The following is a 22,824-nucleotide window of genomic DNA, read 5'->3' as shown; positions in this document are numbered from 1 at the left end:
GAGGGCTGCTTCCGCTCAGGACGGGTCTGCGTAGCGGGCGGCGATCGCGGCGGCGCGGTCGCGCAGGGAGGTGCGCAACGACTGGGGGGTGAGGGCTTCCGCGTCCGTGCCGAGCTGCCACAGCGCCCATTCGGCGTGCCGCATGTCCTGGAAGGTCAGCTCCAGGCGCAACCAGCCGTCCGCGTCGGGGGCTTCCGCGCGGACGGCCTGCGCGGTGTCCAGCAGGTCCTCCCGCCGCGCCGGGTCCACCCGTACCAGCACGGTGATGTGGTCACGGCCGGAGAGGAACCGCGCGGAGCGTTCCCGCCAGATCCGGTCCAGGTCGACCTGGTTGGGTCGCTGTGCCGGTTCGGGGAGTTCCTCCGCGGCCAGCACGCGCGACAGCCGGTAGGTGCGGTCCGCGCCGGATCTCGTGGCCAGCAGGTAGACCCGGTCGCGTACGGTCACCAGGCCGATCGGGTCCACCGTGCGCCACTGTGCTGCCCGGCCCGAGGCCGCGTAGTGGATGCGCAGCTTGTGGCCGGCGAGCACCGCGCGCCGGACCTCGATCATGGTGGTGCCGGGTACCTCTTCGGTGACCAGCCGCCGTGCGAGCAGGTCGGATTCCGGGTCGACGAGGAAACGCCGGGCAGCGTCACTCGCGGTGGCCCGGTGGCCTTCGGGCAGCGCGTCGACCACCTTCCGCATGGCCGAAGCGAGCGCCGGGCCGAGGCCGAACACCTGCTCGCCGCGCCCCGATCCGGCGGTCAGCAGGGCGAGGGCCTCGTCGTGGTTCAGCCCGGTGAGCTCGGTCCGGAAACCGGGTGCCAACGCGAAACCGCCGTACCGGCCGCGTTCGGCGTAGACCGGGACGCCGGCGGCGGACAGCGCCTCGATGTCGCGCAGCACGGTACGGGTGGACACTTCCAGCTCGCGGGCCAGCGTGTCGGCGGTCAGCCGACCGCGCTGACGCAGCAGCAGCACCAGTGAGACCAGCCGGTCGGCGCGCATGCCGAAAACCCTATCGAATACATGACCATGGATGTCGTGATTCGCTGCGAGGCTCGTTGACACGACGGCGACGCCGGCCGCTACCGAGCCGATGGCCGTACGTACTCCCGATGAATCGAACGGAGCTGACGTGGCAGTGGAACGAACAGCGGTCAACCCGGTGACCTGGTCGGTGGACCTGGGATTCAACCAGGGGGAGGTCGTCTCCGGGCACACCCGGACCCTCTACATCTCGGGGCAGACCGCGATGAGCGACGAGGGCAAGCCCCGGCATGACGGTGACATGGCGGCGCAGTTGGCGCTGAGCATCGACAACATGGAGGCCGTGCTGGACGAGGCCGGCATGTCTCTCGTGAACGTCGTCCGGCTCAACGTCTACACGACCGACGTCGATCTCCTCTTCCAGCACTACGGCGTGCTGGCGGGGCGGTTGGGCGCCGCCGGGGTGGCGCCGACCACGACGATGCTCGGGGTGACGCGGCTGGCGATCCCGGGCCAGCTGGTGGAGCTCGAGGGAACCGCCGTCGCGTGATGCGCCCGGCGCCTCGGTCTTCCGGGTCGGAAAACCTCAGCCCTGCGGGTCGGAAAACCTCCGGGCGAGGTCGCGATGCCTGTCTGCGGCCAGTTGTCCCTGGGCAGGGGTGATGGTCGATCCGGGAATGCGGCTCAAACGTTCGGCTTCCTCCGCGAAGCGCAGGTGCTCGCGCCGGGCGTGCTCACGGCAGGCGAGGCAGGTGACACGATCCGGACGCGGAGACGTCATCGCATACGGCACCCGCAGCCCGCATCCGGTGGTGACGAGGCTCGGCAGATCACCGGCCAGACCGAACGTGGATGCCAGCATGTCGCGAACGGCGGCACCGCCGCGGACCACCCGCGACTCGACATGGATGTGCGGATCGTTCCCGCTCATGGGCCCTCCCTGCCCCGGCGACCGGACTGCACCCGCGAGGGCTCGCCCAGCTCGTGGATCGTTCGCGGGTCGGGTCTAGTCTGTCAGCCATGGCCGTCGGCGATTTTCGGCCTGCCGGGTGACGAAATCAGTCACGTAGGCCGGCGACATCCTGTCGAGGAGGACCGTTGCACCACGACGAACGGGCAGACCGGCCCGGTAGCCACGGCGAGCACCAGATGCAACGCGAGTTGGGCACGGTCGGCCGCGCCGACCGGTTCTACGACGAGCAGGTCCTGGACCGGCTCAACCCCCGTATGCAGGACTTCGTGGCCCGCCAGGAGATGTTCTTCCTCGCGACGGCGGACCGGCACGGCGAGTGCGACAGCACTTTCCGGGCCGGTCCACCGGGGTTCCTCCGGGTACTCGACGACGCGACTCTGACCTATCCGGAGTACCGCGGGAACGGCGTCATGGCCTCGCTCGGCAACATCCGGGAGAACCCGCACATCGGCCTGCTGATGATCGACTTTTCCCAGGACCGCATCGGTCTCCATGTCAACGGCCGCGCACAGCTCGTCACCGATGACACCATGCGCCAGAGGATTCCGGACCTGCCGGTCGATCCCGTACCCGGCCGCCGCCCGCACCTGTGGGTGGAGGTCGAGGTCGAGGAGGCGTACATCCACTGCTCGAAGCACATACCGAGGCTGGTCAGAGCACCGGTCCGGCCGGCCACCGGCAGTGCGGACCGTTCCGCTGCCGACGACGAGCGGGCCTGGGGCACCGACGACGTCAAGCGCAAGGGTGGCGACTACTTCGGGGCGGCGGCCCGGGAGCGCGGTCTGACTCCCCGCTGAAGGGTGCTGCATTCCGCCTCCGCCGGGGATGAGCCCATGGTTTTCCCCGCAAGCTCGACGACGGACCCGGGAGCCGGTCGCCGGCCGCCGGGTCGTCGGGTCGTCGGTTCGGCGCCGGCGTGGCTCAATGGCCCTTCTCGGCGAACCAGTCGATCAGGCCGCGGGCGTCGAGCTCGGGCATCTCCTCGGTGGCGGTCTCGGCGCTGCGGGGGAACATGGCCCGCTCGTACTCGGTGAGCGCCGTCTCGATGTCGCCGGGGTGCGCGGCCAGGGCTTCACCGAGTTCGGCGCCGTCGAGCATGGCCAGGTTGGCGCCCTCGCCGTTGGGAGCCGCGAGGTGGGCGGCGTCGCCGAGCAGGGTCACGCCCGGCACCCGGTCCCACCGGTGCCCGGCCGGGAGGGCGTAGAGGGGGCGCAGGACCGGCGGGACGTCGCTGTCGGTGATCAGCGCGGTGAGCTCCGGCGCCCAGCCGTCGAATTCCTGCGCGATCCGTGCGGTGGCTGTTGCGGCATCGGTGAAATCGATGGCGGTGAACCAGTCCTGCGGCTCGGACAGCCCCACGTAGGCGTGCAGAGTGCCGTTCTTCTCCCGGTGGGCGAAGATCTTCCTGCCCGGCGAAGGGGCGATCAGCATCCCTCCCCCGACCGCCTCGGCAGCGGCCGGGTGCCGTGTGTCGGCGTCGAACAGGTAGGTCTCGACGAACGATTGGCCGATGTACTCGGGTGTGGCGGAGGACAGCAGCGGCCGGACCCGTGACCACGCGCCGTCCGCGCCGACCAGCAGGCCGGTGACGAGGGGGCCGCCGTCGGCGAACGTCACCTCGTGGCGGCCGTCGCCGAGGGCACGGGTGCGGCTGACCTTGTGCCCCCATCGCACGGTGCCCGCCGGGAGCGAGTCGAGCAGGACCTGCCGCAGGTCCCCGCGCTGCACCTCGGGGCGGCCGCCCATGCCGTCGTCGGGCTGGTCGAGCAGGACGGCCCCGTCCCGGTCGAGGACGCGCATCGCCTGGCGGCCCTCGAGCTCGATGTCCTGGAACTCGTCCATCAACCCGGCTGTTTTGAGGGCGAGTTGACCGTTGTAGTCGTGGATGTCGAGCAATCCGCCCTGGGCGCGCGCCGAGGGGGAGGGCTCCGCCTCGTAGACCGTGACCGGGATTCCGTGAACGTGCAGGACGCGGGCCAGCGTGAGTCCGCCGAGTCCGGCGCCGATGATCGTGACTGCGGTGCGCATGGTGGCTCCTTCGGGATCGGGCCGCCCGGTGAGCTCCGGGCGGCCGTCTCTCGAAAGGTGCCAGCCGCCACCGACATCGCACCGACAGCCCTCGACAGTGCTCCGACGTGGCACCGACGGCGTTTCAGCGGGTACGCCCGCGGCGGCGGACGGCTAGGACGACGACGCTCAGCAGAACAGCCCCGGCTGCGACGGCGATGAGCGTGCGGCCCGCGGCGGTCGGGGTGTCACCGGACGGTGCCGCCGCGGTCGGTGTGGCCGGCGCGCCGAAGGCGAAGGTGACGCTGTCGTTGGAGGCGTCCGGGTCGTGAAGGGGGATGCGGGCCGGGCCGGGACGCACCGTCGCCCTGCCCTTGGCGCCGTCGTACCCCTTGCCCGGCTTCACCCACAGTTCGAACAACTGGCTCTCGCCGGCGGCGACCCCGAACGGCACGCTGCACGCGTAATGGCGGTGGCCTGCCTCGAAGGGGGCGGTCGTGGTGCTGCTGACGCGGAGAAGGCAGGGGCCGTAAGGACCGTCCTCCTCCTGCATGTGAGCGGTGCCGCCGGCGACCACACCCTTGGGCAGGACGACGTCCACCACGGCGACGGCCTTGTCGTCGACCCCGTACGCGGAGGCCGGTCCGTGGTTCACGACGTTGATGTCCAGGAGCCATTCACCCGCCCTGCGGGCCTGCTTGGTCGTGGTATCGGCCGCGAGATCCGCGGAGTTGTCGGCGGCGACGGTGAACCGGCCCTGCGCACCGTGCTCGAATCCGCCTCCCCCGCCGGACGCCCGTGTCAGGGTGAGCGCCGGCCCGGCGCCCTGGTGACTGCCGCCGCCGGGTTGTTCGCGCGGCTTCAGCAGCCTGACCGAGTAGTCGGTCACGGCGGTCAGGACTCGTTTGCCGACCGTGGCGGTCAGGGGGCTGCTCAGCTCCACGGTGCCCCCTGCGGGCACGGAGTCCGAGGACACCGGGAAGACGCACGTGACGGATGTCTGGCCGCCGGGTTCCCGGGGTTCATCGCCTTCGCCGTAGGCGCAGTTGGAGAACTTACGGTCGAAGACGAGCCCGCCCTGCGATTCCCAACGCAGCATGATGCGCCGGTCCGTGGCCAGATCCCCGGTGTTGCGCAGCCGGAGCGGCACGGTGATCCGGGAACCGATCCTGGCGTGCGTGACGTCCGGCACCTTGCCGACGTCCAGTTTCGGGGTGCCTACGACCACCTGGGCCTTCGCGGTGGCGCCGGTGGCACGGTCGGCGGTGAGGGTGTACGTGATCGTGCCGCCGACGCCGGGTGCGGCGTGCGCGTCCGCACGCAGGACGAGCTCGACCGAACGGCTCTGTGGCGCATCCTCGTTGACGCAGGTGAAGACCCGACCCTCCGCTGTGCACCGCGGGTCGTCGACCGTGACGCTGGCGATGCCCGCCAGGTCACGCGCGTCGATGACGAGCGAGTCGTTCGTGGGAACGGGGACCTGCGCCCCGCCGTCCCAGAACATCCAGTCCACGGTGGCCGGCTGCGCCCGCTGCCCCACGTTGATCTGCTCTTCGGCGTTGATCGTCGCGTGCGCCTGAGTCGGCAGCGGGGACGGTGCGGCAGGCGCGTCGTGCCCCAGGGCGACTGCACCGGGTGCGCTGGGCGCCAGGGCGAGCACCACGGCAGCCGGCATTGCCCCGAACACCGTGCGCTTAGGGTTCATGCACGTTTGATGCGCGAGGTGTGCTGACGGTTGCACCCGGAAACGCGGGCCGGGCCTGCCGGTTGAGGGTGTGTGCCGTATCACGCAACCCAACGCGCCTAAGTTGCGTACATCACAGCGGAAATATCCCTTTAGCATCCATGCTCGAAACGGACGCCGACACCTGAAGTGGAACTCATCGGCATCCTCTGGGCGTGAGTGCCCAAAGTGCCCCACGGCACAGCACTAGTGACGTTCCCCTGTCAGCCCCTGTTTCCCCCCTGGAAGGTGCCCCGATATGGCCGCTTACCTCTGTTCCCCTGCCGTGATTCACGGCGAGCACGCCGTAACGACCAGCCAGATCGTGGCAGAGGTGAGCGACCGGCACCCGCACGCGGCGTGGGCGCCGCGCATCGACGGCATCGCGGCCAGCACGGGCATCGAGTCCCGCGGATGGATGCTGCCGCTGGAGACCGCGGTCGCCCCCGGCGACGGCAGCGCCCTGCGGGCTGTCGGAATGGGGCCGGCCCAACAGGCGCTGGCACGCGACGGGTTCACCCAGCAGGACGTGGACCGGGTGATCGCCGCCCTCGAGACCATACCCGCGCCGCAGACCGTTCAGGAGCGCACCGCGCCCGCCTGGGAGGCCGTGCAGTCCTACGGGGAGCGTGCGGCGCGCGGTGCCCTGCAGACGGCGGGGCTGGACGCCGCGGACGTCGACTGCGTGATCACCAGCCACTCCACCACCCCGGCACTGCCGGGTCTGGACATCGCCCTGGCCAACAAGCTGCCGCTCCGCAGGGACGTGATGATGCTGCCGGCGACGCAGTGGGCCTGTATCGCGGGCACCCGCTCCCTGGCGCTGGCGGCGGATCTCGTGGCCGCGGACCCCGACCGGGTGGTCCTGGTCGTGATCGCGGAGGCGCTGAGCACGACCTACCAGCCCGCGGACGACACCCTCGAGTCGCTGATCGTCCGGCTGCTGTTCGCGGACACCGCGGTCGCCGCGGTGGTCACGGGCCGCCCGAGGGCCGAGTCGGTGCTGCGGCTGGACGCCGCCTGGCACCACACGCTGCCCGGCACCCAGGACCTGCACCGCCTGGAGACGCGGGCGGACGGCACCCACTTCGTGATGGACCGGCGGGGGCCGCGCGCCGTGCAGGAGACGGTCACCGCGATGTGGGAGTGGCTGCGCGTCCGTTACGAGGACGAGCCCGGCTCCTGGCACCCCGACGTTCTGCTCGCGCACCCCGGCGGGACCCGGGTGCTGGAGTACATGGAGCAGACGATGCCGGACGCCTGGCCGTCGGGGCTGCTGGACTACAGCCGGGACAGCTACACCAGCGGCAACCGCGGAGGTGCCGCCGTGTTCGACATCCTGCGGCGGGCGTGTGACGCCGGGCGGCTGAAGCCCGGTGATCGCGCCGTTCTGTACGCGGCGGCACCGGGGCTCACCGCCACCGCCCTGGAAGGGGAATGGCTGTAGGGCGAGGCCGCGCCGGCGGTCCTGCCGGCGGCTGCCCCGTCACGCCGGCCGCACCCTCGCCGCGCTACTTCGCGACTTCCGCCCAGACCACCTTCCCGGTGTCCGTCCACCGCACACCCCACCGCGTGGTGAGCCGGTGCACGACGCCCAGGCCGCGACCGGCGTCGTCGAGCAGGCCGCCCCGCCTCAGGCGTGGCCTGCCGTTGCCGGTGTCGCCCACCTCGCACAGCAGGCCGTGACCGGTCCTGATCAGCCGTACCGTGAGGGGACCGGAGGCGAAGCGCACCGCGTTCGTGACCAGCTCGCTGACCAGCAGCACCACGCTGTCCCGGGTGTCGTCCCTGGTGCGCCATTGCCTCAGGAGCGCGGAGACCTGCGCGCGGGCACGGGCGGGGGCGTCCTGGCGGGCGGGCAGCCGCCATGTCGCGGTGTCCCCCTTGCGGTAACCGATCATCCGTGCGAGCAGCAGGGTCACATCGTCGCGCTGGCGGGCGGGCGCCACCGCGGAGACGACGTGCCGTGCGGCCTGCTGCAGGGCGTCCCAGGGGTGCACCGCGGACACGGCGTCCGTGAGCCTGCCGATGCCCTCGTCGATCGACACGGCCGGATCCTCCACCAGGCCGTCGGTGTAGAGGGCGAGCAGGGAGCCCGGGGGTGCGTCGAACCTGTGGACGTCGAACGGCTCGCGCAGCGCGAACTCGGCGCCCAGGCCGGGGTGCGGGTGGACCGCGAGCGGGCCCGCCGTCCCGTCCGGGGAGACCAGGACCGGGGGGAGGTGGCCTGCGCTGGACAGCGCCACGTGGTGGCTGACCGGGTCGTAGAGGGCGATGCAGCAGGTCGACCCGAGGGCGCTGTAGCCGGCCGCCAGCCCGGACTCCGCGTCGTCCAGCAGCGACACGGTCTCGTCCAGGTGCTCCAGTACCTCGTCGGGCGCGAGCCCCGCGGACAGCAGTGCGCGGGCCTCCATGCTCAGCTGGCCCATGGTCGCCGCGGCTCCCAGGCCATGCCCGACGACATCACCGACCACCAGCGCGGTGCGGCCGTCGGGCAGCGGAAAGCTGTTCACCCAGTCGCCGCCGACGCCCGCGCTGTCGGGGTTCGCGGGTTGGTAGACGCTGGCGATCTGGATGGTGTCGCCGCCGGTCCGGGGCAGGAGCCGGCGCTGCAGCGCCAGCACCTGCGTGTGCTCGCGCTGGTGCTGGCGAGCCAAGTCGACGTGATGGGCGGTCCTGGCCACCAGCTCCTGCAGGTCGAACAGCTCGCTGTCGCGGAAGGGGCAGTCCGCCCGCCGCCAGACCTCCGCCACGCCCAGGACGACGGGCGGCTCACCGTCCAGGACCAGGGGGATGCACGCCACACCCGCCGACCGGTCACCGGGAACCAGGGCACGCATCACGCGCGGACTGCCGAACACCCGCTCGAGCGCTTCCCGGTCGGGGATGACGATGGTCTGCGGGACGTCGCCCCGCAGGACCGCCTGCGCCAGCAGGCGGCTCGCCTCTCCGGGAAGATCGTCGCCCGGGGTCACATAGCCCTCGGGCCACGCCCGGTCCGGCACCAGGGCCGCCCGCCGCAGCCGGATGGGCCCCTTCGCCCGCCCGGTGACTCCCTCCCCCGTCCACACCGCGAAGTCGAGGTCGACGGCGGCCACGTCTCCCCACGCCAGCAGAGACTGCGCCAGCGACTGCGCGGTCTCGCCGATGTCCAGCGAGGTGCCGATCGCGGTCTCGGCGGCGTAGAGGTGCAGTCTCCTCGCCATGGCGATCACCGAGACGGTCAGGCCCTCCTCGGGCGCCGCGGCGGGCAGGATGCTCATCGAGACCACCAACTCCGACCCGTCGTCGCGCCGCAGACGCTGGATCCGGGCGACGTGCGCCTCACCGGTCTCCACGACCTGCCGCAGCCGCCGGGTGACCGTCGGTACGTCCCCGGGCGGCAGGAGATCGACGAACGGCCTCCCGGCCATGGCGTCCAGACCCGCGAAGACGGGGGCGTCCAGATTGCAGCGGGTGATGATCAAGTCCCTGTCGAGGTTGACCGCGCCGAGGATCTGCTCCTGACGTCCGTTCGCCGGGGTGTCCGGTACGCGCCGGCGCGCGGTGCGGTCGCCCTGCGCGCCGGCGGGTCCGGCGGCCGCTGCTCCACCGCGCGGGATGTAGCGCCCCAGGGCGCTGCTGACCAGCTCGAACGCCGAAGAGGACGAAGGGGAGGGTGTGGAGTCCATGCGGCTCTCTCAGCAATCCCCGGCGAGACACCAGGGCAGTACTCGGACCCGTGCGGCTGGGCCCCGAGATCCCCGACCGCACACCTCATTGAATAACACCGGGCGCCGCTTCGCCCACACCAGCGCATCGCACGGTGAACACGGACAGTGAGGGAGCTCGGCCTTCAAGCCGGAAAGTCCCGGGGAGACAGAAATTCCTTGACACGAATATTCGTCACGAGGAATACTTGCCTCATGGAGACACTCCTCAGCGCACTGGCCGATCCGGCCCGCTGGCGGCTCGTGAGCCTGCTGGCCGAGCGGCCCCGTTCGGTCGGGGTCCTCGCCCAGCTCGCCGAGGCGCGCCAGCCGCAGACGACCAAGCACCTGCAGACCCTGGAGCGCGCCGGGATCGTCACTTCCCAGCGGACCGGCCAGCGCCGCATCTACGCGCTGCGCCCGAACGCCCTGCGAGATCTCGCGGTCGCCCTCAGCCGGCTCGCCGATGCCGCGGACCAGGCCGATGGACCGGGCGCGACCCACGAGCGCTACGGGCTCAACGTCCAAGCAGAGCGGCTTGCCGCGGATGCGCCGGGGTGGGCGGACGGCCGCTCTTTCAGGTTCCTCCGGTCGCTGACGGCGCGCCCCGAACCGGTGTGGCGTCACCTGACCGAGACTTCCCTCCTCGCCCACTGGTGGACGCCCGACGGCCTACGCGTCTCCGAGCTCGTCTTCGAGGCACGGCCGGGCGGGCGGATCGTCCACGAGTACCGGGACGCGGAGGATGCCGACGACTCCGACCCGGTCGCCGGGCGCGCGGAGGGAACCGTCGACGAGGTACGCCCAGGGGAGCGCCTCACCTACCGGCTCTCCCCGCTGCTTCCCGACGGCGGCCCCGCCTTCACCGCACACGTCGAGATGGACCTGCGCCCCACGGACACCGGCACGGACCTCGACGTGCACTGGCGGATCACCGACAGCACGGTCGACTCCGCGGACTTCATCGCCGGCATCGAGATCGGCTTCGGCCAGAGCCTCGACAAACTCGCCGCGGCCCTCGACGCCGACGCGCACGACACCGTCGGCGCGTCTCGGCGCACCACGAAGACAGCCCACACCGAGCGACAGGACGGACAGTCATGACCAGCTCTACCGGACGCAGGGTGACAGCGAACCTCGGACTCACCCTCGACGGGCGCTACAACGGCCCCGGCGGGCCCGGGGACCTCGGCGCGATCGTCCCCTACGCGACCACCGATGTCGCGCGCGACCACCTCACCCGCATCTGGGAGGGCGCGACGACGGCGCTGCTCGGCCGGGTCAACGCCGAAGGGTTCCTGGGATTCTGGCCGACGGTCGCCGAGGACGAGAACGCCGATCCGCGCGATCGCGGATACGCGAAGTGGCTGGTCGACACGGAGAAGGTGGTCCTGTCGACCACCTTGACCGAAGCGCCGTGGGCACGCACCCGCATGGTGAACGCCCCGACCGCCGATGTCGTCGCCGAACTGAAGGCCACCGGCGAGGGCGACATCCTCGTCAACAGCTGCCCGAGCGTCATCAAGGCGCTCCTCGCCGCGGACCTCCTCGACCGGCTGTACCTCCTGATCTGCCCGGAGATCGCCGGGGGCGGGCAGCGGCTCTTCGACGACGGCCTGCCGAACTCGCGGTGGAGCCTCACCCACCACGAGACGGGCGAGCTGGGCGAGGTCGCCATGGTTTACGACCGGGTCCGCTGAGCCCTCTCGCCGTGCCGGTGTGCGCTCAAGCCGGATCCAGGTCGGCGTGCACCGGATGATGGTCCGAGTACGGGGTGGGGCGCACGCGGTGCTCGGTCGGGGTCATGCCCCGCAGGAAGACGTAGTCGAACTTGCTCTGCCAGTCGGTGGTCGGCTCACAAGTGCCGGCGGGGGCGGGACGACACCCGGGGTCGGCATCCGCGGCCAGTTTCCACATCGGGTCGAGTTCGGAGGCGTCCGGCACCGCGTTGAAGTCGCCGAGCACGATGGCGCGGTCGTACCGGGCGACCTCCGTGGCGAGCACGCCCACCTGGTCCGCCCGGACTTCCTCCTGGAGTCGCTGGGCGAGGTGGGTGTTGAAGACCCGGACGGACCGGCCGCCCACCGTGGTGGTGACCGCCATGTACCCCCGGTCCTCGGAGCCGCCGTCGGGGAATTCCACGCTCACGCGGTCGGTCATCGGCGCCGCCGAGAGGATCGCCTGGCCGAAGGCCCCCGGGCTCCACGGCAGTCCCCCGCAACGGCCCCAGTTCTGCAGGACCGTCCCGTACTCGACGCGGTAGACGAGTCCGTGCAGGGTCTCCAGGTACTCCCGGATCATCTCGACGTCGCGCACACACGCTTCCTGCAGGCCGATGACCTGGGGCGCGTACGCCGCGATCTCCGCCGCCCGGCCGACGTTGCTCACACTGCAGGGGTTGCAGATGTTCCAGGTCATGACCCGGTTCGGTACGGCCTCCCTGACGGCGGTGGCGGGCAGTGCCCTGCCGGAGACGGCACCGCTTGGCGCACTGGGGCCGAGGAGGACCATGCAGGCCACGGTCATGGCACCCGCGAGCAATCGCATGCCCCTTCCGAACACCATCGCCTCCTGAACGCGGGTCCCCCTGGCATCTGACACATCCAGGCACGAGGTTATGGGACGGTGCCGCCGGCAACACGTGCTTCGGGCAACCTCCTTGAGGTTCTCCCCCGTGTCCAGGGCGGGCGGGCCTGGACGCCTCAGGCCGTGAGCTGCCTGGGTGTGCTGCCGGAGATGGCGATCTTGCGGGGCTTGGCGTGGGGCGCGAGCGGGAGACGCAGGGTGAGGACGCCGTTGTCGTAGGCGGCCTCGGCGGATTCGGAGTCCAGGGCGTCGGACAGGGTCAGGCAGCGGGTGAACCGGCCGGTGGGGCGCTCGATGAGCACGGCCTTGGCGCCGGCCGGGACCGGGGAGCGGCGCTCGGCGGTCAGGGTGAGCGTGTCCTTCTCCACGGTCAGGTCGATGCTGGAGCGGTCCATACCCGGCAGGTCGAACTGCACGTAGAGGGCTTCGTCGTCGCGCCAGGCATCCGCCGGGATGACGGCGTCGGCCGCGGCGGCATGCGCGAGCTGATGCGTGAGTCGATCGAGATCCCCCAGGGCGCCGGTACGCGCAAGCATGGCCACTTCTCCTTTCACTCCAGATGTCGCCGTCACGGATGTGACTAGACGAGCCGAGAACCGCTTCTCCATATAGCCGACCGCGCGATGGATTGACAAGTACCGACTGGATGAAGTTGACAGGAGGGGTATCAACTTTCCGGTGGTGTGGTATATCAGATAGAGAGCGAACTGCACGGAACCCGTGAAGGAGGGATGAACATGCTGATGCGTACGGATCCCTTCCGCGAGCTTGACCGGCTTGTCGATCGGGTCTGGGGCACGGCCGCGCATCCGGCCGGCATGCCGATGGATGCCTGGCGTGAGGGTGACACGTTCTGCGTGGAGCTGGACCTGCCGGGCGTGAACCCGGAGTCCATCGACCTCGATGTCGAGCGCAACGTCCTGACCGTGAAGGCCGAGCGCAAGCCGGCGTACGGCGACGACACCGACACGGTGATCACCGAGCGGCCCGCGGGGACGTTCAGCCGGCAGCTGCTCCTCGGCGACACCCTCGACACCGAGCAGGTCGAAGCCGGCTACGACGCGGGCGTGCTGAAGCTGCGGATCCCGGTCGCCGAGCAGGCCAAGCCCCGCAAGATCGCCATCAGCGGCGGCAGTGACCGCAAGGAAATCAACGGCTGACGCCTCAGCCGGGCCGTCCAGGGCCTCGGGCACCGGCCCGGGGCCCTGACGGGCGAGGGACCGGTGGGCGGGCGCGCGCTACCGGGAAGGCTGTTCCGGCTGTCCGCCGTCGGCGTCGAACACCTTGGTCCAGGTGGCGCCGCAACGGCAGCGGGAGTGCTCGATCATTTCGCCTTCTTCGGACACGCTCAGCCCCTGGCTGAGCCGCACGTGCACATGATCGCCCATGAGGAGCCGCTTTCCTTGACGTCCGTTGTGGGATTCAGAGTGGAGGCTCGTCGCTTTTGCTGGCAATGTCATAGATCACACTATCTGTAACAGTCAGCTCGCAGACGCGAGGAGGTGGCCGGGATGCAGGCGCGGGAGCAGCGCGCGGACCTGTACGCGGTGCTGGGGGTGGAGCCCTCGGCGACGGCCGAGCTGATCACCTCCGCCTTTCGCGCCCGGGTGCGTGAACTGCGCCCCGACACCCGCGCCGACGCGGCCACCGCCGAGCGGTTCGGTGAGGTGCGGGAGGCCTACGAGACCTTGCGCGACCCGGCGCTGCGGGCGGCCTACGACCGGTCCTGCGAGCGGGCGCACGGCCGCGGGCGTACCCCGGCTCCGCCCGTACGGCCCGCGCGGCGCTCCGTCGTCCTGCTCGGGGCCGCCCGCCCCGAGCCTGCGCTGCGCGCCGGTCCCGTCCGGTGGGAGCGGACGCCCCGGTGAGGCCCGGACGCCCCCGAAGGGCACAGGAGAGACAGTGACGGGCGAGGAGGGAGAAACCAGATGGCACGGGCGGTCGGTATCGACCTCGGTACGACGAACTCGGTGGTCTCGGTCCTCGAAGGCGGCGAGCCCACCGTCATCACCAACACGGAAGGCGCGCGCACGACCCCGTCGGTCGTGGCCTTCGCCAAGAACGGCGAGGTGCTGGTCGGCGAGGTGGCCAAGCGCCAGGCCGTGACCAATGTGGACCGCACCGCGCGTTCGGTCAAGCGGTACATGGGCGATCACTCCTGGCGGTTCCCCGGCCACGGCGACATCGACGGCAAGCGGTACACCGCGCAGGAGATCTCCGCGCGGGTGTTGCAGAAGCTGAAGCGGGACGCGGAGTCCTACCTCGGCGAGGATGTCACCGACGCGGTGATCACCGTGCCCGCGTACTTCGACGACACCCAGCGGCAGGCCACCAAGGAGGCCGGGGAGATCGCGGGCCTGAACGTGCTGCGCATCATCAACGAGCCGACGGCGGCGGCGCTGGCGTACGGGCTGGACAAGGAGAACGACCAGACCGTCCTCGTCTTCGACCTCGGCGGCGGCACCTTCGACGTGTCGCTGCTGGAGATGGGCGAGGGCGTCATCGAGGTGAAGGCCACCAACGGCGACACCCACCTCGGCGGTGACGACTGGGACCAGCGCGTCGTCGACCACCTCGTGAAGCAGTTCAAGAACCACTACGGCGTCGATCTGGCGAAGGACAGGATGGCCGTGCAGCGGCTGCGGGAGGCCGCCGAGAAGGCGAAGATCGAGCTGTCCAGTTCGTCGGAGACCACGATCAACCTGCCCTACATCACGGCGTCCGCGGAGGGGCCGCTGCACCTGGACGAGAAGCTGACCCGCGCTCAGTTCGAGCAGCTGACGGCGGATCTTCTGGAGCGGTGCAAGGGCCCGTTCCACAACGCGATCAAGGACGCCGGGATCAAGGTGTCGGACATCGACCACGTGGTCATGGTGGGCGGTTCGACGCGCATGCCGGCCGTGACCGAGCTGGTGAGGGAGCTGACGGGCAAGGACCCGCACAAGGGCGTCAACCCGGACGAGGTCGTGGCCGTGGGCGCCGCACTGCAGGCGGGTGTCCTCCGCGGCGACGTCAAGGACGTGCTGCTGCTCGATGTCACGCCGCTGTCCCTGGGCATCGAGACCAAGGGCGGCATCATGACCAAGCTGATCGAGCGCAACACGACGATCCCGACCCGGCGCTCGGAGATCTTCACCACGGCCGAGGACAACCAGCCGTCGGTGACCGTGCAGGTCTACCAGGGCGAGCGGGAGATCGCCGCGTACAACAAGAAGCTCGGCATGTTCGAGCTGTCCGGTATCGCTCCGGCGCCGCGCGGTGTGCCGCAGATCGAGGTCGCCTTCGACATCGACGCCAACGGCATCATGCACGTCTCCGCCAAGGACATGGGCACCGGCAAGGAACAGAAGATGACCGTCACCGGCGGCTCGGCCCTGCCCAAGGACGACATCGACCGCATGGTCCGCGAGGCCGAGCAGCACGCCGAGGAGGACCGGCGGCGGCGCGAGGCGGCGGAGACCCGCAACCAGGGCGAACAGCTCGTGTACTCGACCGAGAAGCTCATCGCGGACAACGGGGACAAGATCCCCGCGGACGCGAGGAGCGAGACGGAGACGGCACTGGCCGACCTGAAGGAGAAGCTGAAGGGAGAGGACACCACGGCGATCCGGCAGGCGATCGACCGGACGGCGCAGGCCGCGCAGCGGATCGGCACGGCGCTGTACGAGAAGTCGCGGGCCGAGCAGCCCGCGGGTGCCGCCGGGGCGACCGCGGGCGACGGTGCGGCCGGCGGCCCGTCCGAGGACGACGTGGTGGACGCGGAGATCGTCGACGACGACAAGCCGGAGGCTGGCTGACGATGACCGGGAGCGGGCCGCAGTACACCGAGCTGGCGGAGCTGCGGCGCCTGGTGGAGGAGCGGACCGCCGACCTTCAGCGGGTGAAGGCCGAGTACGACAACTACCGCAAGCGGGTCCGGCGGGATCGCCTGGCCGTACGTGAGATCGCGGTGGCCAACGTGCTCCGGGCGCTGCTGCCCGTGCTCGACGCCGTGGACCGGGCGTGTGCGCACGAGCCGCTCACGCCGGGTCTGGAGGACATCGCCGGCAGCCTGGAGGAGCAGCTCGGCGCACTGGGCGTCACGTCGTTCGGCGAGGTGGGTGACCCATTCGATCCCGCCTGTCATGACGCCGTGGTGCACCACCCCTCCCCCGGCAGCGACCGGCTCGTCTGCTCGGCCGTCCTCCGGCCCGGCTACCGCCTGGGCGACCACCTGCTGCGGCCGGCCCACGTGGAGGTCGCGGGGCCGGCTCCACCGGCGGCGAGCGCCCACGGGGACGACCGGGGCGTACGCCCCTCCCCTGCCGGTGGTGCGCCGCCCATCGCGCGCGGCTGACGTACAGCGTTACCAGCGGTGACCGGCGCATACGTCGTCGTACGTCGCATACCTGGGTACCGGGAAGGAGGGCATCGCACAGGATGCCGTCGACGCTCCAGCAAGCGGAGGTGACGAACGATGCAGCACCACGAGTACCTCGCCCGCGTACGCGAGTTCGGCGAGTACGCCAGCCAGGACGAGGCCGCGAAGGTCACCGAGGCCGTGTTGAGCGTGCTGGCCCAGAGGATCAGCCCCGGTGAGGTGGACGACCTCGCCTCCCAGCTGCCCGGACCGCTCGGACAGACACTCGCGGAAGCCAAGCCGCAGCAGGCCGAGAGCTTCGGGATCGAGGAGTTCTGCCGCAGGGTCGCCGAGCGCATCGGCGCCCGGCCGCGCACCGCCGAATGGGACGCCAGCGCCGTCCTGACCACCCTGGCCGAGGCGGTCAGCGGCGGCGAGCTGAACCAGATCCTCAGCCAGCTTCCCTCCGGCTACGCCGGCCTGTTCGGCAGGGCCGACCTCGCCGGCTGACACGACCGGCCGGTCGGCGTGGGCCCGAGGGGACCTGCGCCGACCGGCCTGCTGTCGGCCTGGTCCCGCCATGTGAAACAGCGGTGAAAACCCTGTGGAAGCGGTGTCGGTGTGGCCGCATATGCTGCACCGGACGATCACGTGGCATCAGGGGAGGGCGCGGCATGTTCGGCAAGTTGTTCGGCAGGGGTGCGGAGAGACCGGTGGCGGATCCGCATGCCCTGCCCGTCCCGCGCAGGCAGAAGAACGGGATGTACACGCTGCGTGCGCTCGGCGACGCGCGAGTGCTCGCACTGGTGGAGGCGGCCGGCGCGGGTGACTGGGCGGCGGTCAGGGCGGCACTGGCGCCCTTCGACCTCGGCCGTGACCACCAGGTCCTCGGCGAGCTGGCCGACGTGGAGGGTGTGCAGGACTGGATCGGCCGGGCCGTCGAGGAGGATAAGGAGCACCGGGCGACGGCCCTGCTGATATCCGGGGCGCGTCACATCATCTGGGGCTGGGAGGCGCGCACGGCCGAGCGTGCCGTGAACGTCACGCAGGAGCAGTGGCGGGTCTTCCACGAGCGGCTCGACCTCGCCGAGGAGCAGCTGCTGGAGGCCGCCGAGCTGCGGCCGGAGTGGGTCACCCCGTGGCGCCGTCTCCTGACCTCCGGCCGGGGCATGTCGCTGGGCCGCGCCGTCAACGAGACCCGGCTCGACGCCGCCCTGCGCCGTGACCCGCTGGACCTGGAGACCCACCTGGAGTGGGTGTCGCAGTTGCAGCCCCGCTGGGGCGGTGAGCCGGGCCAGGCCCTGGCGTTCGCCCAGGAGGCGTTCGCCCGCGCCCCGCAGGGGCACCGCCTCGGCTGCGTGATCGCCATGGCGTACATCGAGGAGTGGGTCGAGTCGGAGCGCGGGGACTACCTCCAGACGTCCGAGATCCAGGCGCAGTTGCGGGAAGCCGCCGACCACAGCGTCCTCCACCCGGCCTACGTGTATCGCCCGGGCTGGCAGCACGACTTCAACATGTTCGCCATGGCGCTGGCCCTGGCCGGTGAGCGCCATACGGTCCGGCGCGTCTTCCGGACGCTCGACGGCGCCTACACCAGCTGGCCCTGGACCTATTTCGCGGAGCCCGAGAAGCAGTTCGCCCGCCACCACAGCCGCGCCTGAGCGCGCACCGGCCCCGTTCCCACTCGCCCTTCCTCCCCTCCGGACTGCCCGATGACTCTGCCCGACACCGCCACGAACCCGGCCGGCGGCGATCGCACCTTCCAGGTTGATCTGCGCGGCCTCGTCGACCTACTCTCCCATCACCTCTACTCCAGCCCCCGCGTCTACCTGCGCGAACTGATGCAGAACGCGGTGGACGCGCTGACGGCCCGGCACGGCCTCGAACCGTCCGCGTCCGCCGGCGCCCTCGGCATCCGCCTGTACGCCGACGGTTCCGTGGTACGCGTCGAGGACGACGGCGTCGGTCTCACCGAGGCCGACGTCCACACCTTCCTCGCCACGATCGGCCGCAGCAGCAAGCGCGCCGAGCAGGTCGCCGAGCAACGCGCGGACTTCATCGGCCAGTTCGGCATCGGCCTGCTCTCCTGCTTCCTCGTCGCGGACGAGATCCACGTCCTGAGCCGCTCCGCCCGCACGCCCGACGCGCCCGCCGTGGAGTGGCGGGGACGCGGCGACGGCAGCTACACCGTCCGCACCCTGCCCGCCTCGGCCCGCCCACGGCCCGGCACCACCGTCACGCTGACGCCTCGCGCCGACGCGGGCGAGTGGACCCGGCCGGCGCAGGTGCACGCGCTGGCCCGGCACTTCGGCTCCCTGCTGCGCCACCCGGTGAACTTCGACGACGGCACGGGTGGGCCGGGTGATCCGGGGGTGCCCGTCAACCCCGAGCCCGCCCCCTGGACGCGTACGTACCCCACGCCGGGAGCCCGTTCCCGCGCGCTCGCCGCGTACGGCGAGGAGGTCTTGGGGTTCAAGCCGCTGGACACCATCGAGCTGGACCTGCCGGCCGTGGGCCTGAAGGGCATCGCGTGCGTGCTGCCCGAGGCGGTCCCGGCCGGGCGCCGCCACGGCCACCGGGTGCACGTCAAGGGCATGCTGCTGTCCGAGCAGGCCGAGGAGATCCTGCCCGACTGGGCGTTCTTCGTCCGCTGTGTCGTCGACGCCGAGAGCCTGCGCCCGACGGCGTCCCGCGAGTCCCTGTACGAGGACGACACGCTCGCCGCCGTCCGTGACGCCCTCGCCGAGCGGCTGCGCGCGTGGATCGCCCGGGCCGCCGCCAGCGACCCGGACCTGCTGGGCCGCTTCCTCCAGGCCCATCACCTGGCCGTGAAGTCGCTCGCCGTGCACGACGACGAGATCCTGCGGATGCTGCTGCCCTGGCTGCCGTTCGAGACCACCGACGGGCACACCACCCTCGACGAGTTCGCGCGCACCCACCGCACCGTCCTCGTGACGTCGACCGTGGAGGAGTTCCGGCAGGTCGCAGCGATCGCCTCGGCGGCCGGGCTCGGCGTCGTCAACGGCGGCTACACCTACGACCGTGAACTGGTCCACCGCCTGCCCGAGATCAGGCCCGAGGCGAGTGTCGCCGACCTCGACCCGGCGACCCTCACCGCCCACCTCGACCCCGTCGACCGGGAGACGGAACTCGCCGCCGCGGCCTACCTCGCCCAGGCCCGGGACGCCCTCGCCGTCTTCGACTGCGACGTCGCGCTGCGCACCTTCCAGCCCGCCTCCGCCCCTGCCCTCCTCGTCGACAGCCGCGAGGCCCGGCACGAACGCACCCGCTCTCAGCTCGCCCGCGAGCAGGAGGGCGGCCTGTGGGGCGACATCCTCGGCGCCCTGCGCCAGGAGGCACCCCGGGCCCAGCTGATCCTCAACCAGCTCAACCCGCTGGTCCGCACCGCCGTCACCATCGAGGAACCCGAGCTGGCCCGCACCAGCGCCGAAGCCCTCTACGGGCAGGCCGCGATGCTGTCCCGGCGCCCGCTCAGGCCCGCCGAATCGAGCCTCATCAACCGCTCCTTCCTCGACCTCCTCGCCCACGCCCTCCGCAAGGACAGCTGACGATGCCGACGACCGCACCCCAGACCACCGACGAGCTGTACCGGGCGCTCCAGGAGAACGACCGGCGCCCCTACGGCCGCACCCGCACCGTCACCGCCGAGGAACTCGTCGACGCCGCCGAGCAGTTCGCGGAGCCCCTCCCGCTCGTCCGCGCGCTCCTCGAACTCCAGGAGGCGTACACCTACGGCGCCGAACCCCGCAAGTCGCCCGTCGTCTTCGCCCGCCTGCTCACCCTCTTCGACGAGCAGCCCGACATCTTCGACGAGCGCCTGCGCCACATGCTGTTCTGGCGGTTCAAGTGGGTGGCCCACGCCCTGCGCCAGCTGCCCGAGATACCCCTGTCCAGCCTGCGCCAGTGGCTCACCGAGATGCGCGACCGGTACGAGAAGGCCGGCCTCGGCCTGCAGCCCTACTACGGACAGGCGTACCAGCTCGCCGCCCACGTCGGCGAGGACACCACCCCCGCCTACGAGCTGTGGGCGGCCCGCACCCGCACCCTGCTGAGCGACTGCGAGGCCTGCGAGACCTGCGAGCGCGCCCTGTACCACCTGACGGCGGGCGACGACGAGCGGGCGCTGCGCACCTGGGAGCCCGTCCTGACCGGGAAGGAGTCCTGCCAGGAGGAGCCGGCCCGCTCCGTGTCCTACGCCCTGCTGCCGCTGCTGCGCACCGGCCGCGCCGACCGGGCCCGCGAACTGCACCTCGCCGGCTACCGCGGCTGCCGCCGCAACCCCTCGATGGCGCAGGAGGTCGGCCGGCACCTGGAGTTCTGCGCGCTGACCGGCAACGAGGCCCGCGGCCTGGAACTGCTCTCCGAGAACCGGAACCTGTTCGACGAGGTCGACTCGCCGCTGGACCTGCTCGGCTTCCTCACCGGCGTGGAGGTCCTCCTCCAGCGTGTCGAGCACCTCGGCCACGGTGAACTGGCCGCCCCCGGATACGCGGGCCGCACCTGGACGGTGGCCGGCCTGCGTGCCGAGGTGCGCGGCCGCGCCGACGACCTCGCCGCCCGCTTCGACGCCCGCAACGGGACCACGGCTCACGCCGACCGCCGCAGGGCCCGCCTCGACCGTGCCCCGCTCCTGGACGCGCTGGAACTGACGCTGCGCACCCGCAGCCTCGACGACGTGGCCCCGGCCGCCGCCCCCGTGGCCGCACCGGTCTCCGCGACCGCCGGCCGTGCGGCCGCCACCGTCCCCGGCGAGCTGCGCGAACTCATCCTCCACGCAAGGAAGTCGGAGGAGCAGGGGCACCCGGACGCACCCGCCTGCTGGGGGCGGCTGCGTACGCTCGTCGCCGCCCGCGACTACACCCACCCCGACGACCCGGCCGTGGGCCCACTCGTGCAGTTGCGCGCGGACCTGCTGGCCGACGAGGCGAACCGGGCCGGCGAAAAGGACGAGTTCGCCGAAGCCACCGACCTCTACGAGGAGGCCGCGGGCCTGTACGACGACGCCGGGCTGCCGGGGCACGCGGCGGTCGCCCGGGGCAGTGCCCTGCTCGCCTCTGCCGAGATCCCGGCGCGGGGCGACGACGGGGCCGAGGCGACGGCCGCCGCGCTGACCGCCGCCCACGCGTCCATGGTGCGCCTGCACGAGGAGACGCCCGGCCTGGCCCCGTACCAGGAGGCCCGCCTGCTGCGGCTGCGGGCGACCGCGCTCGGCCTGCGGCTGCAGGCGTCGAGGAGCGAGGAGCATGTCGCGCCGGTCTTCGCCGAGGCGGACCTGCTGCACGCGTTCGCCACGCGGCACGACGTCGTCGGGCAGATCTCCGGCGCCCTGCTGCTGCGGGCCAGTACGCACGCCATCTCCGGTGACCTGCCCGCCGCCGTCACCGAGATCGACGCCCTTCTCGACCGTCTGAGGGCGCACGGCCCCGCCTGGCACCTGCCCCGCACGCTCGGACTGCGGGGCCGGCTCCAGCTCGGCCTCCGGGACGCGCAGGCCGCGCACACGGACCTGTCCGAGGGACTGCGACTGGCCGCCGAGTGGCCCGCGGACACGGTCGACACCAGCCGTCTCCACGGTGATCTGGCCGAGGCCTGCATGCACCTGGGGCGTCCCGACGAGGCACTGCGGCATCTGACGCGCTCCGCGGAGATGGAACTTCGCCGCGGCAGCCGGACGGAGGCGTTCTGCACGTACAGCAACGCGGCCCAGCTCAGTCTCGACCTGGGCCGCGTCGAGGACTGCATCGCCCTGCTCGACTCCCTGCTGGCCGAACCGGACGTCACCACCGGAGAACTGGACGACCGGCTCGTCGCTCAGCTGCGGCTGACCCGCGCCCGCGCGCTGCACGCGGGAGACGATCTCAAGGCCGCCACAGCGGAGTTCCTCGCCCTTGCGGCCGAGTCGGCAGGCTGGGACGACGACCCCGGGAGCCACGCCGTCATCGCCGCGGAGACCGCCGTACTCCTCGGCGAGTCCGGCGAGTTCGGCCGGGCCCGTGAAGCGGCGGAGCAGGCACTCGCCGCCCACGCCCTGGAGCCGCGCTACGAGCAGCTCAGCAACTGCCTGCGCGAACTCGCCCGGCTCCAGGGCCAGCAGCAGGGCCCCGACGGCCTGGCAGGGGCCCTCGCCTTCCTCGCCGACGCCGGCCGCGTCGCGGAGGAGGCCCGCGCCGCCGGGTACGAGGCCCGCGGCCGTTCCCTGGACACCGCCCTGGCCTACGAGCACGGGCGGGTCAACGCCTACACCGGTGAGTACGAGGACGCGCTGACCTCCCTGGAGAAGACCCTCGCCCTGCTCGGCGAGCCGGGAGCGGACCAGGACCACGCCGCGGAGTGGGCCGAGTGCGTCCGTCTCGCGGCCGTCGTGGAGGGCCTCTACCTGGAGCGACCCGCCCCTGCCCTCACCCGCCTCGACGCGGCGGTCTCCCGTCTCACCCCCCTGGGCCACACGGACGAGACCGAGGCACTGGTCTCCTTGGCGGCCCGGCTGCGCGACGAGGAGTGACACGGCTCTCCG

General features: G+C 71.7%; 21 protein-coding genes. 13 read left to right on the top strand and 8 right to left on the bottom strand.

From position 1 onward, the window contains the following. Window positions 1-15: 15 nt before the first annotated feature. On the bottom strand, window positions 16-990 hold the full coding sequence (locus tag ABZ192_RS15460) for a WYL domain-containing protein (RefSeq protein ID WP_356925011.1): 975 nt from the start codon (window positions 988-990) through the stop codon (window positions 16-18). Window positions 991-1,126: 136 nt separating this feature from the next. Here ABZ192_RS15460 and ABZ192_RS15455 point away from each other — a divergent pair, with 136 nt between their 5' ends. Next, a complete protein-coding gene (locus ABZ192_RS15455; RefSeq protein ID WP_356925042.1) occupies window positions 1,127-1,522 on the top strand; it encodes a RidA family protein in 396 nt (131 codons plus the stop codon). Window positions 1,523-1,558: 36 nt separating this feature from the next. Here ABZ192_RS15455 and ABZ192_RS15450 read toward each other — a convergent pair whose 3' ends face one another. Continuing rightward, window positions 1,559-1,903 (bottom strand): hypothetical protein, encoded by a 345-nt coding sequence (locus ABZ192_RS15450; protein ID WP_356925010.1) that lies wholly within the window; start codon window positions 1,901-1,903, stop codon window positions 1,559-1,561. 218 nt (window positions 1,904-2,121) lie between these two features. On the opposite strand from ABZ192_RS15450, the gene ABZ192_RS15445 reads away from it, so the two are divergent. After that, window positions 2,122-2,742 carry a pyridoxamine 5'-phosphate oxidase family protein gene (locus ABZ192_RS15445; protein ID WP_356925009.1) on the top strand — a complete coding sequence of 207 codons (621 nt, stop codon included), beginning with the start codon at window positions 2,122-2,124 and terminating at the stop codon, window positions 2,740-2,742. 124 nt (window positions 2,743-2,866) lie between these two features. On the opposite strand, the gene ABZ192_RS15440 is transcribed toward ABZ192_RS15445, so the two are convergent. Next, window positions 2,867-3,973, bottom strand: coding sequence for an NAD(P)/FAD-dependent oxidoreductase (locus tag ABZ192_RS15440; RefSeq protein WP_356925008.1), 1,107 nt, complete (start codon window positions 3,971-3,973; stop codon window positions 2,867-2,869). A gap of 124 nt (window positions 3,974-4,097) precedes the next feature. Beyond that, complete coding sequence (locus tag ABZ192_RS15435) at window positions 4,098-5,657, bottom strand: hypothetical protein (RefSeq protein WP_356925007.1); 1,560 nt, start codon at window positions 5,655-5,657, stop codon at window positions 4,098-4,100. A 277-nt stretch (window positions 5,658-5,934) separates the two neighbouring features. On the opposite strand from ABZ192_RS15435, the gene ABZ192_RS15430 reads away from it, so the two are divergent. Then, the gene (locus ABZ192_RS15430; protein ID WP_356925006.1) at window positions 5,935-7,122 is read left to right on the top strand and encodes a type III polyketide synthase; all 1,188 of its coding nucleotides are present in this window, start codon (window positions 5,935-5,937) and stop codon (window positions 7,120-7,122) included. Between the two features lie 64 nt (window positions 7,123-7,186). Here ABZ192_RS15430 and ABZ192_RS15425 read toward each other — a convergent pair whose 3' ends face one another. Continuing rightward, window positions 7,187-9,346: a SpoIIE family protein phosphatase gene (locus tag ABZ192_RS15425; protein WP_356925005.1), complete on the bottom strand. Its 2,160-nt coding sequence runs from the start codon at window positions 9,344-9,346 to the stop codon at window positions 7,187-7,189. A gap of 234 nt (window positions 9,347-9,580) precedes the next feature. Here ABZ192_RS15425 and ABZ192_RS15420 point away from each other — a divergent pair, with 234 nt between their 5' ends. Continuing rightward, on the top strand, window positions 9,581-10,468 hold the full coding sequence (locus ABZ192_RS15420; protein WP_356925004.1) for a metalloregulator ArsR/SmtB family transcription factor: 888 nt from the start codon (window positions 9,581-9,583) through the stop codon (window positions 10,466-10,468). Next, on the top strand, window positions 10,465-11,064 hold the full coding sequence (locus ABZ192_RS15415) for a dihydrofolate reductase family protein (RefSeq protein ID WP_356925003.1): 600 nt from the start codon (window positions 10,465-10,467) through the stop codon (window positions 11,062-11,064). The genes ABZ192_RS15420 and ABZ192_RS15415 overlap by 4 nt, the downstream gene beginning before the upstream one ends. Before the next feature lie 25 nt (window positions 11,065-11,089). On the opposite strand, the gene ABZ192_RS15410 is transcribed toward ABZ192_RS15415, so the two are convergent. After that, a complete protein-coding gene (locus tag ABZ192_RS15410; protein WP_356925002.1) occupies window positions 11,090-11,929 on the bottom strand; it encodes an endonuclease/exonuclease/phosphatase family protein in 840 nt (279 codons plus the stop codon). Window positions 11,930-12,066: 137 nt separating this feature from the next. Next, window positions 12,067-12,486, bottom strand: coding sequence for an Hsp20/alpha crystallin family protein (locus ABZ192_RS15405; RefSeq protein ID WP_356925001.1), 420 nt, complete (start codon window positions 12,484-12,486; stop codon window positions 12,067-12,069). Between the two features lie 201 nt (window positions 12,487-12,687). Here ABZ192_RS15405 and ABZ192_RS15400 point away from each other — a divergent pair, with 201 nt between their 5' ends. Then, window positions 12,688-13,110, top strand: a complete 423-nt coding sequence (locus ABZ192_RS15400) for an Hsp20/alpha crystallin family protein (RefSeq protein WP_356925000.1) — start codon at window positions 12,688-12,690, stop codon at window positions 13,108-13,110. 78 nt (window positions 13,111-13,188) lie between these two features. Here ABZ192_RS15400 and ABZ192_RS15395 read toward each other — a convergent pair whose 3' ends face one another. After that, a complete protein-coding gene (locus ABZ192_RS15395) occupies window positions 13,189-13,338 on the bottom strand; it encodes a hypothetical protein (RefSeq protein ID WP_356924999.1) in 150 nt (49 codons plus the stop codon). Window positions 13,339-13,461: 123 nt separating this feature from the next. Here ABZ192_RS15395 and ABZ192_RS15390 point away from each other — a divergent pair, with 123 nt between their 5' ends. The 7 genes from ABZ192_RS15390 to ABZ192_RS15360 all read left to right on the top strand — a co-directional run bounded on the left by ABZ192_RS15390 (window position 13,462) and on the right by ABZ192_RS15360 (window position 22,812). Beyond that, a complete protein-coding gene (locus ABZ192_RS15390) occupies window positions 13,462-13,818 on the top strand; it encodes a J domain-containing protein (protein ID WP_356925041.1) in 357 nt (118 codons plus the stop codon). Between the two features lie 60 nt (window positions 13,819-13,878). Then, window positions 13,879-15,747 (top strand): molecular chaperone DnaK, encoded by a 1,869-nt coding sequence (dnaK, locus tag ABZ192_RS15385; protein WP_356924998.1) that lies wholly within the window; start codon window positions 13,879-13,881, stop codon window positions 15,745-15,747. Between the two features lie 2 nt (window positions 15,748-15,749). After that, window positions 15,750-16,286 carry a nucleotide exchange factor GrpE gene (gene grpE / locus ABZ192_RS15380; RefSeq protein WP_356924997.1) on the top strand — a complete coding sequence of 179 codons (537 nt, stop codon included), beginning with the start codon at window positions 15,750-15,752 and terminating at the stop codon, window positions 16,284-16,286. 120 nt (window positions 16,287-16,406) lie between these two features. Continuing rightward, on the top strand, window positions 16,407-16,799 hold the full coding sequence (locus tag ABZ192_RS15375) for a DUF2267 domain-containing protein (protein ID WP_356924996.1): 393 nt from the start codon (window positions 16,407-16,409) through the stop codon (window positions 16,797-16,799). Window positions 16,800-16,963: 164 nt separating this feature from the next. After that, window positions 16,964-17,950, top strand: coding sequence for a hypothetical protein (locus tag ABZ192_RS15370; protein ID WP_356924995.1), 987 nt, complete (start codon window positions 16,964-16,966; stop codon window positions 17,948-17,950). A gap of 51 nt (window positions 17,951-18,001) precedes the next feature. Next, on the top strand, window positions 18,002-19,858 hold the full coding sequence (locus tag ABZ192_RS15365; RefSeq protein ID WP_356924994.1) for an HSP90 family protein: 1,857 nt from the start codon (window positions 18,002-18,004) through the stop codon (window positions 19,856-19,858). A 2-nt stretch (window positions 19,859-19,860) separates the two neighbouring features. Further along, on the top strand, window positions 19,861-22,812 hold the full coding sequence (locus tag ABZ192_RS15360; RefSeq protein ID WP_356924993.1) for a hypothetical protein: 2,952 nt from the start codon (window positions 19,861-19,863) through the stop codon (window positions 22,810-22,812). Window positions 22,813-22,824 lie beyond the last annotated feature (12 nt).

This window comes from Streptomyces sp. NPDC006235 (assembly GCF_040613735.1).
Taxonomy (GTDB): Bacteria; Actinomycetota; Actinomycetes; order Streptomycetales; family Streptomycetaceae; genus Streptomyces.
Note: the sequence above shows the minus strand (reverse complement) of the source record. Positions and strands in the feature narration are given on the sequence as shown.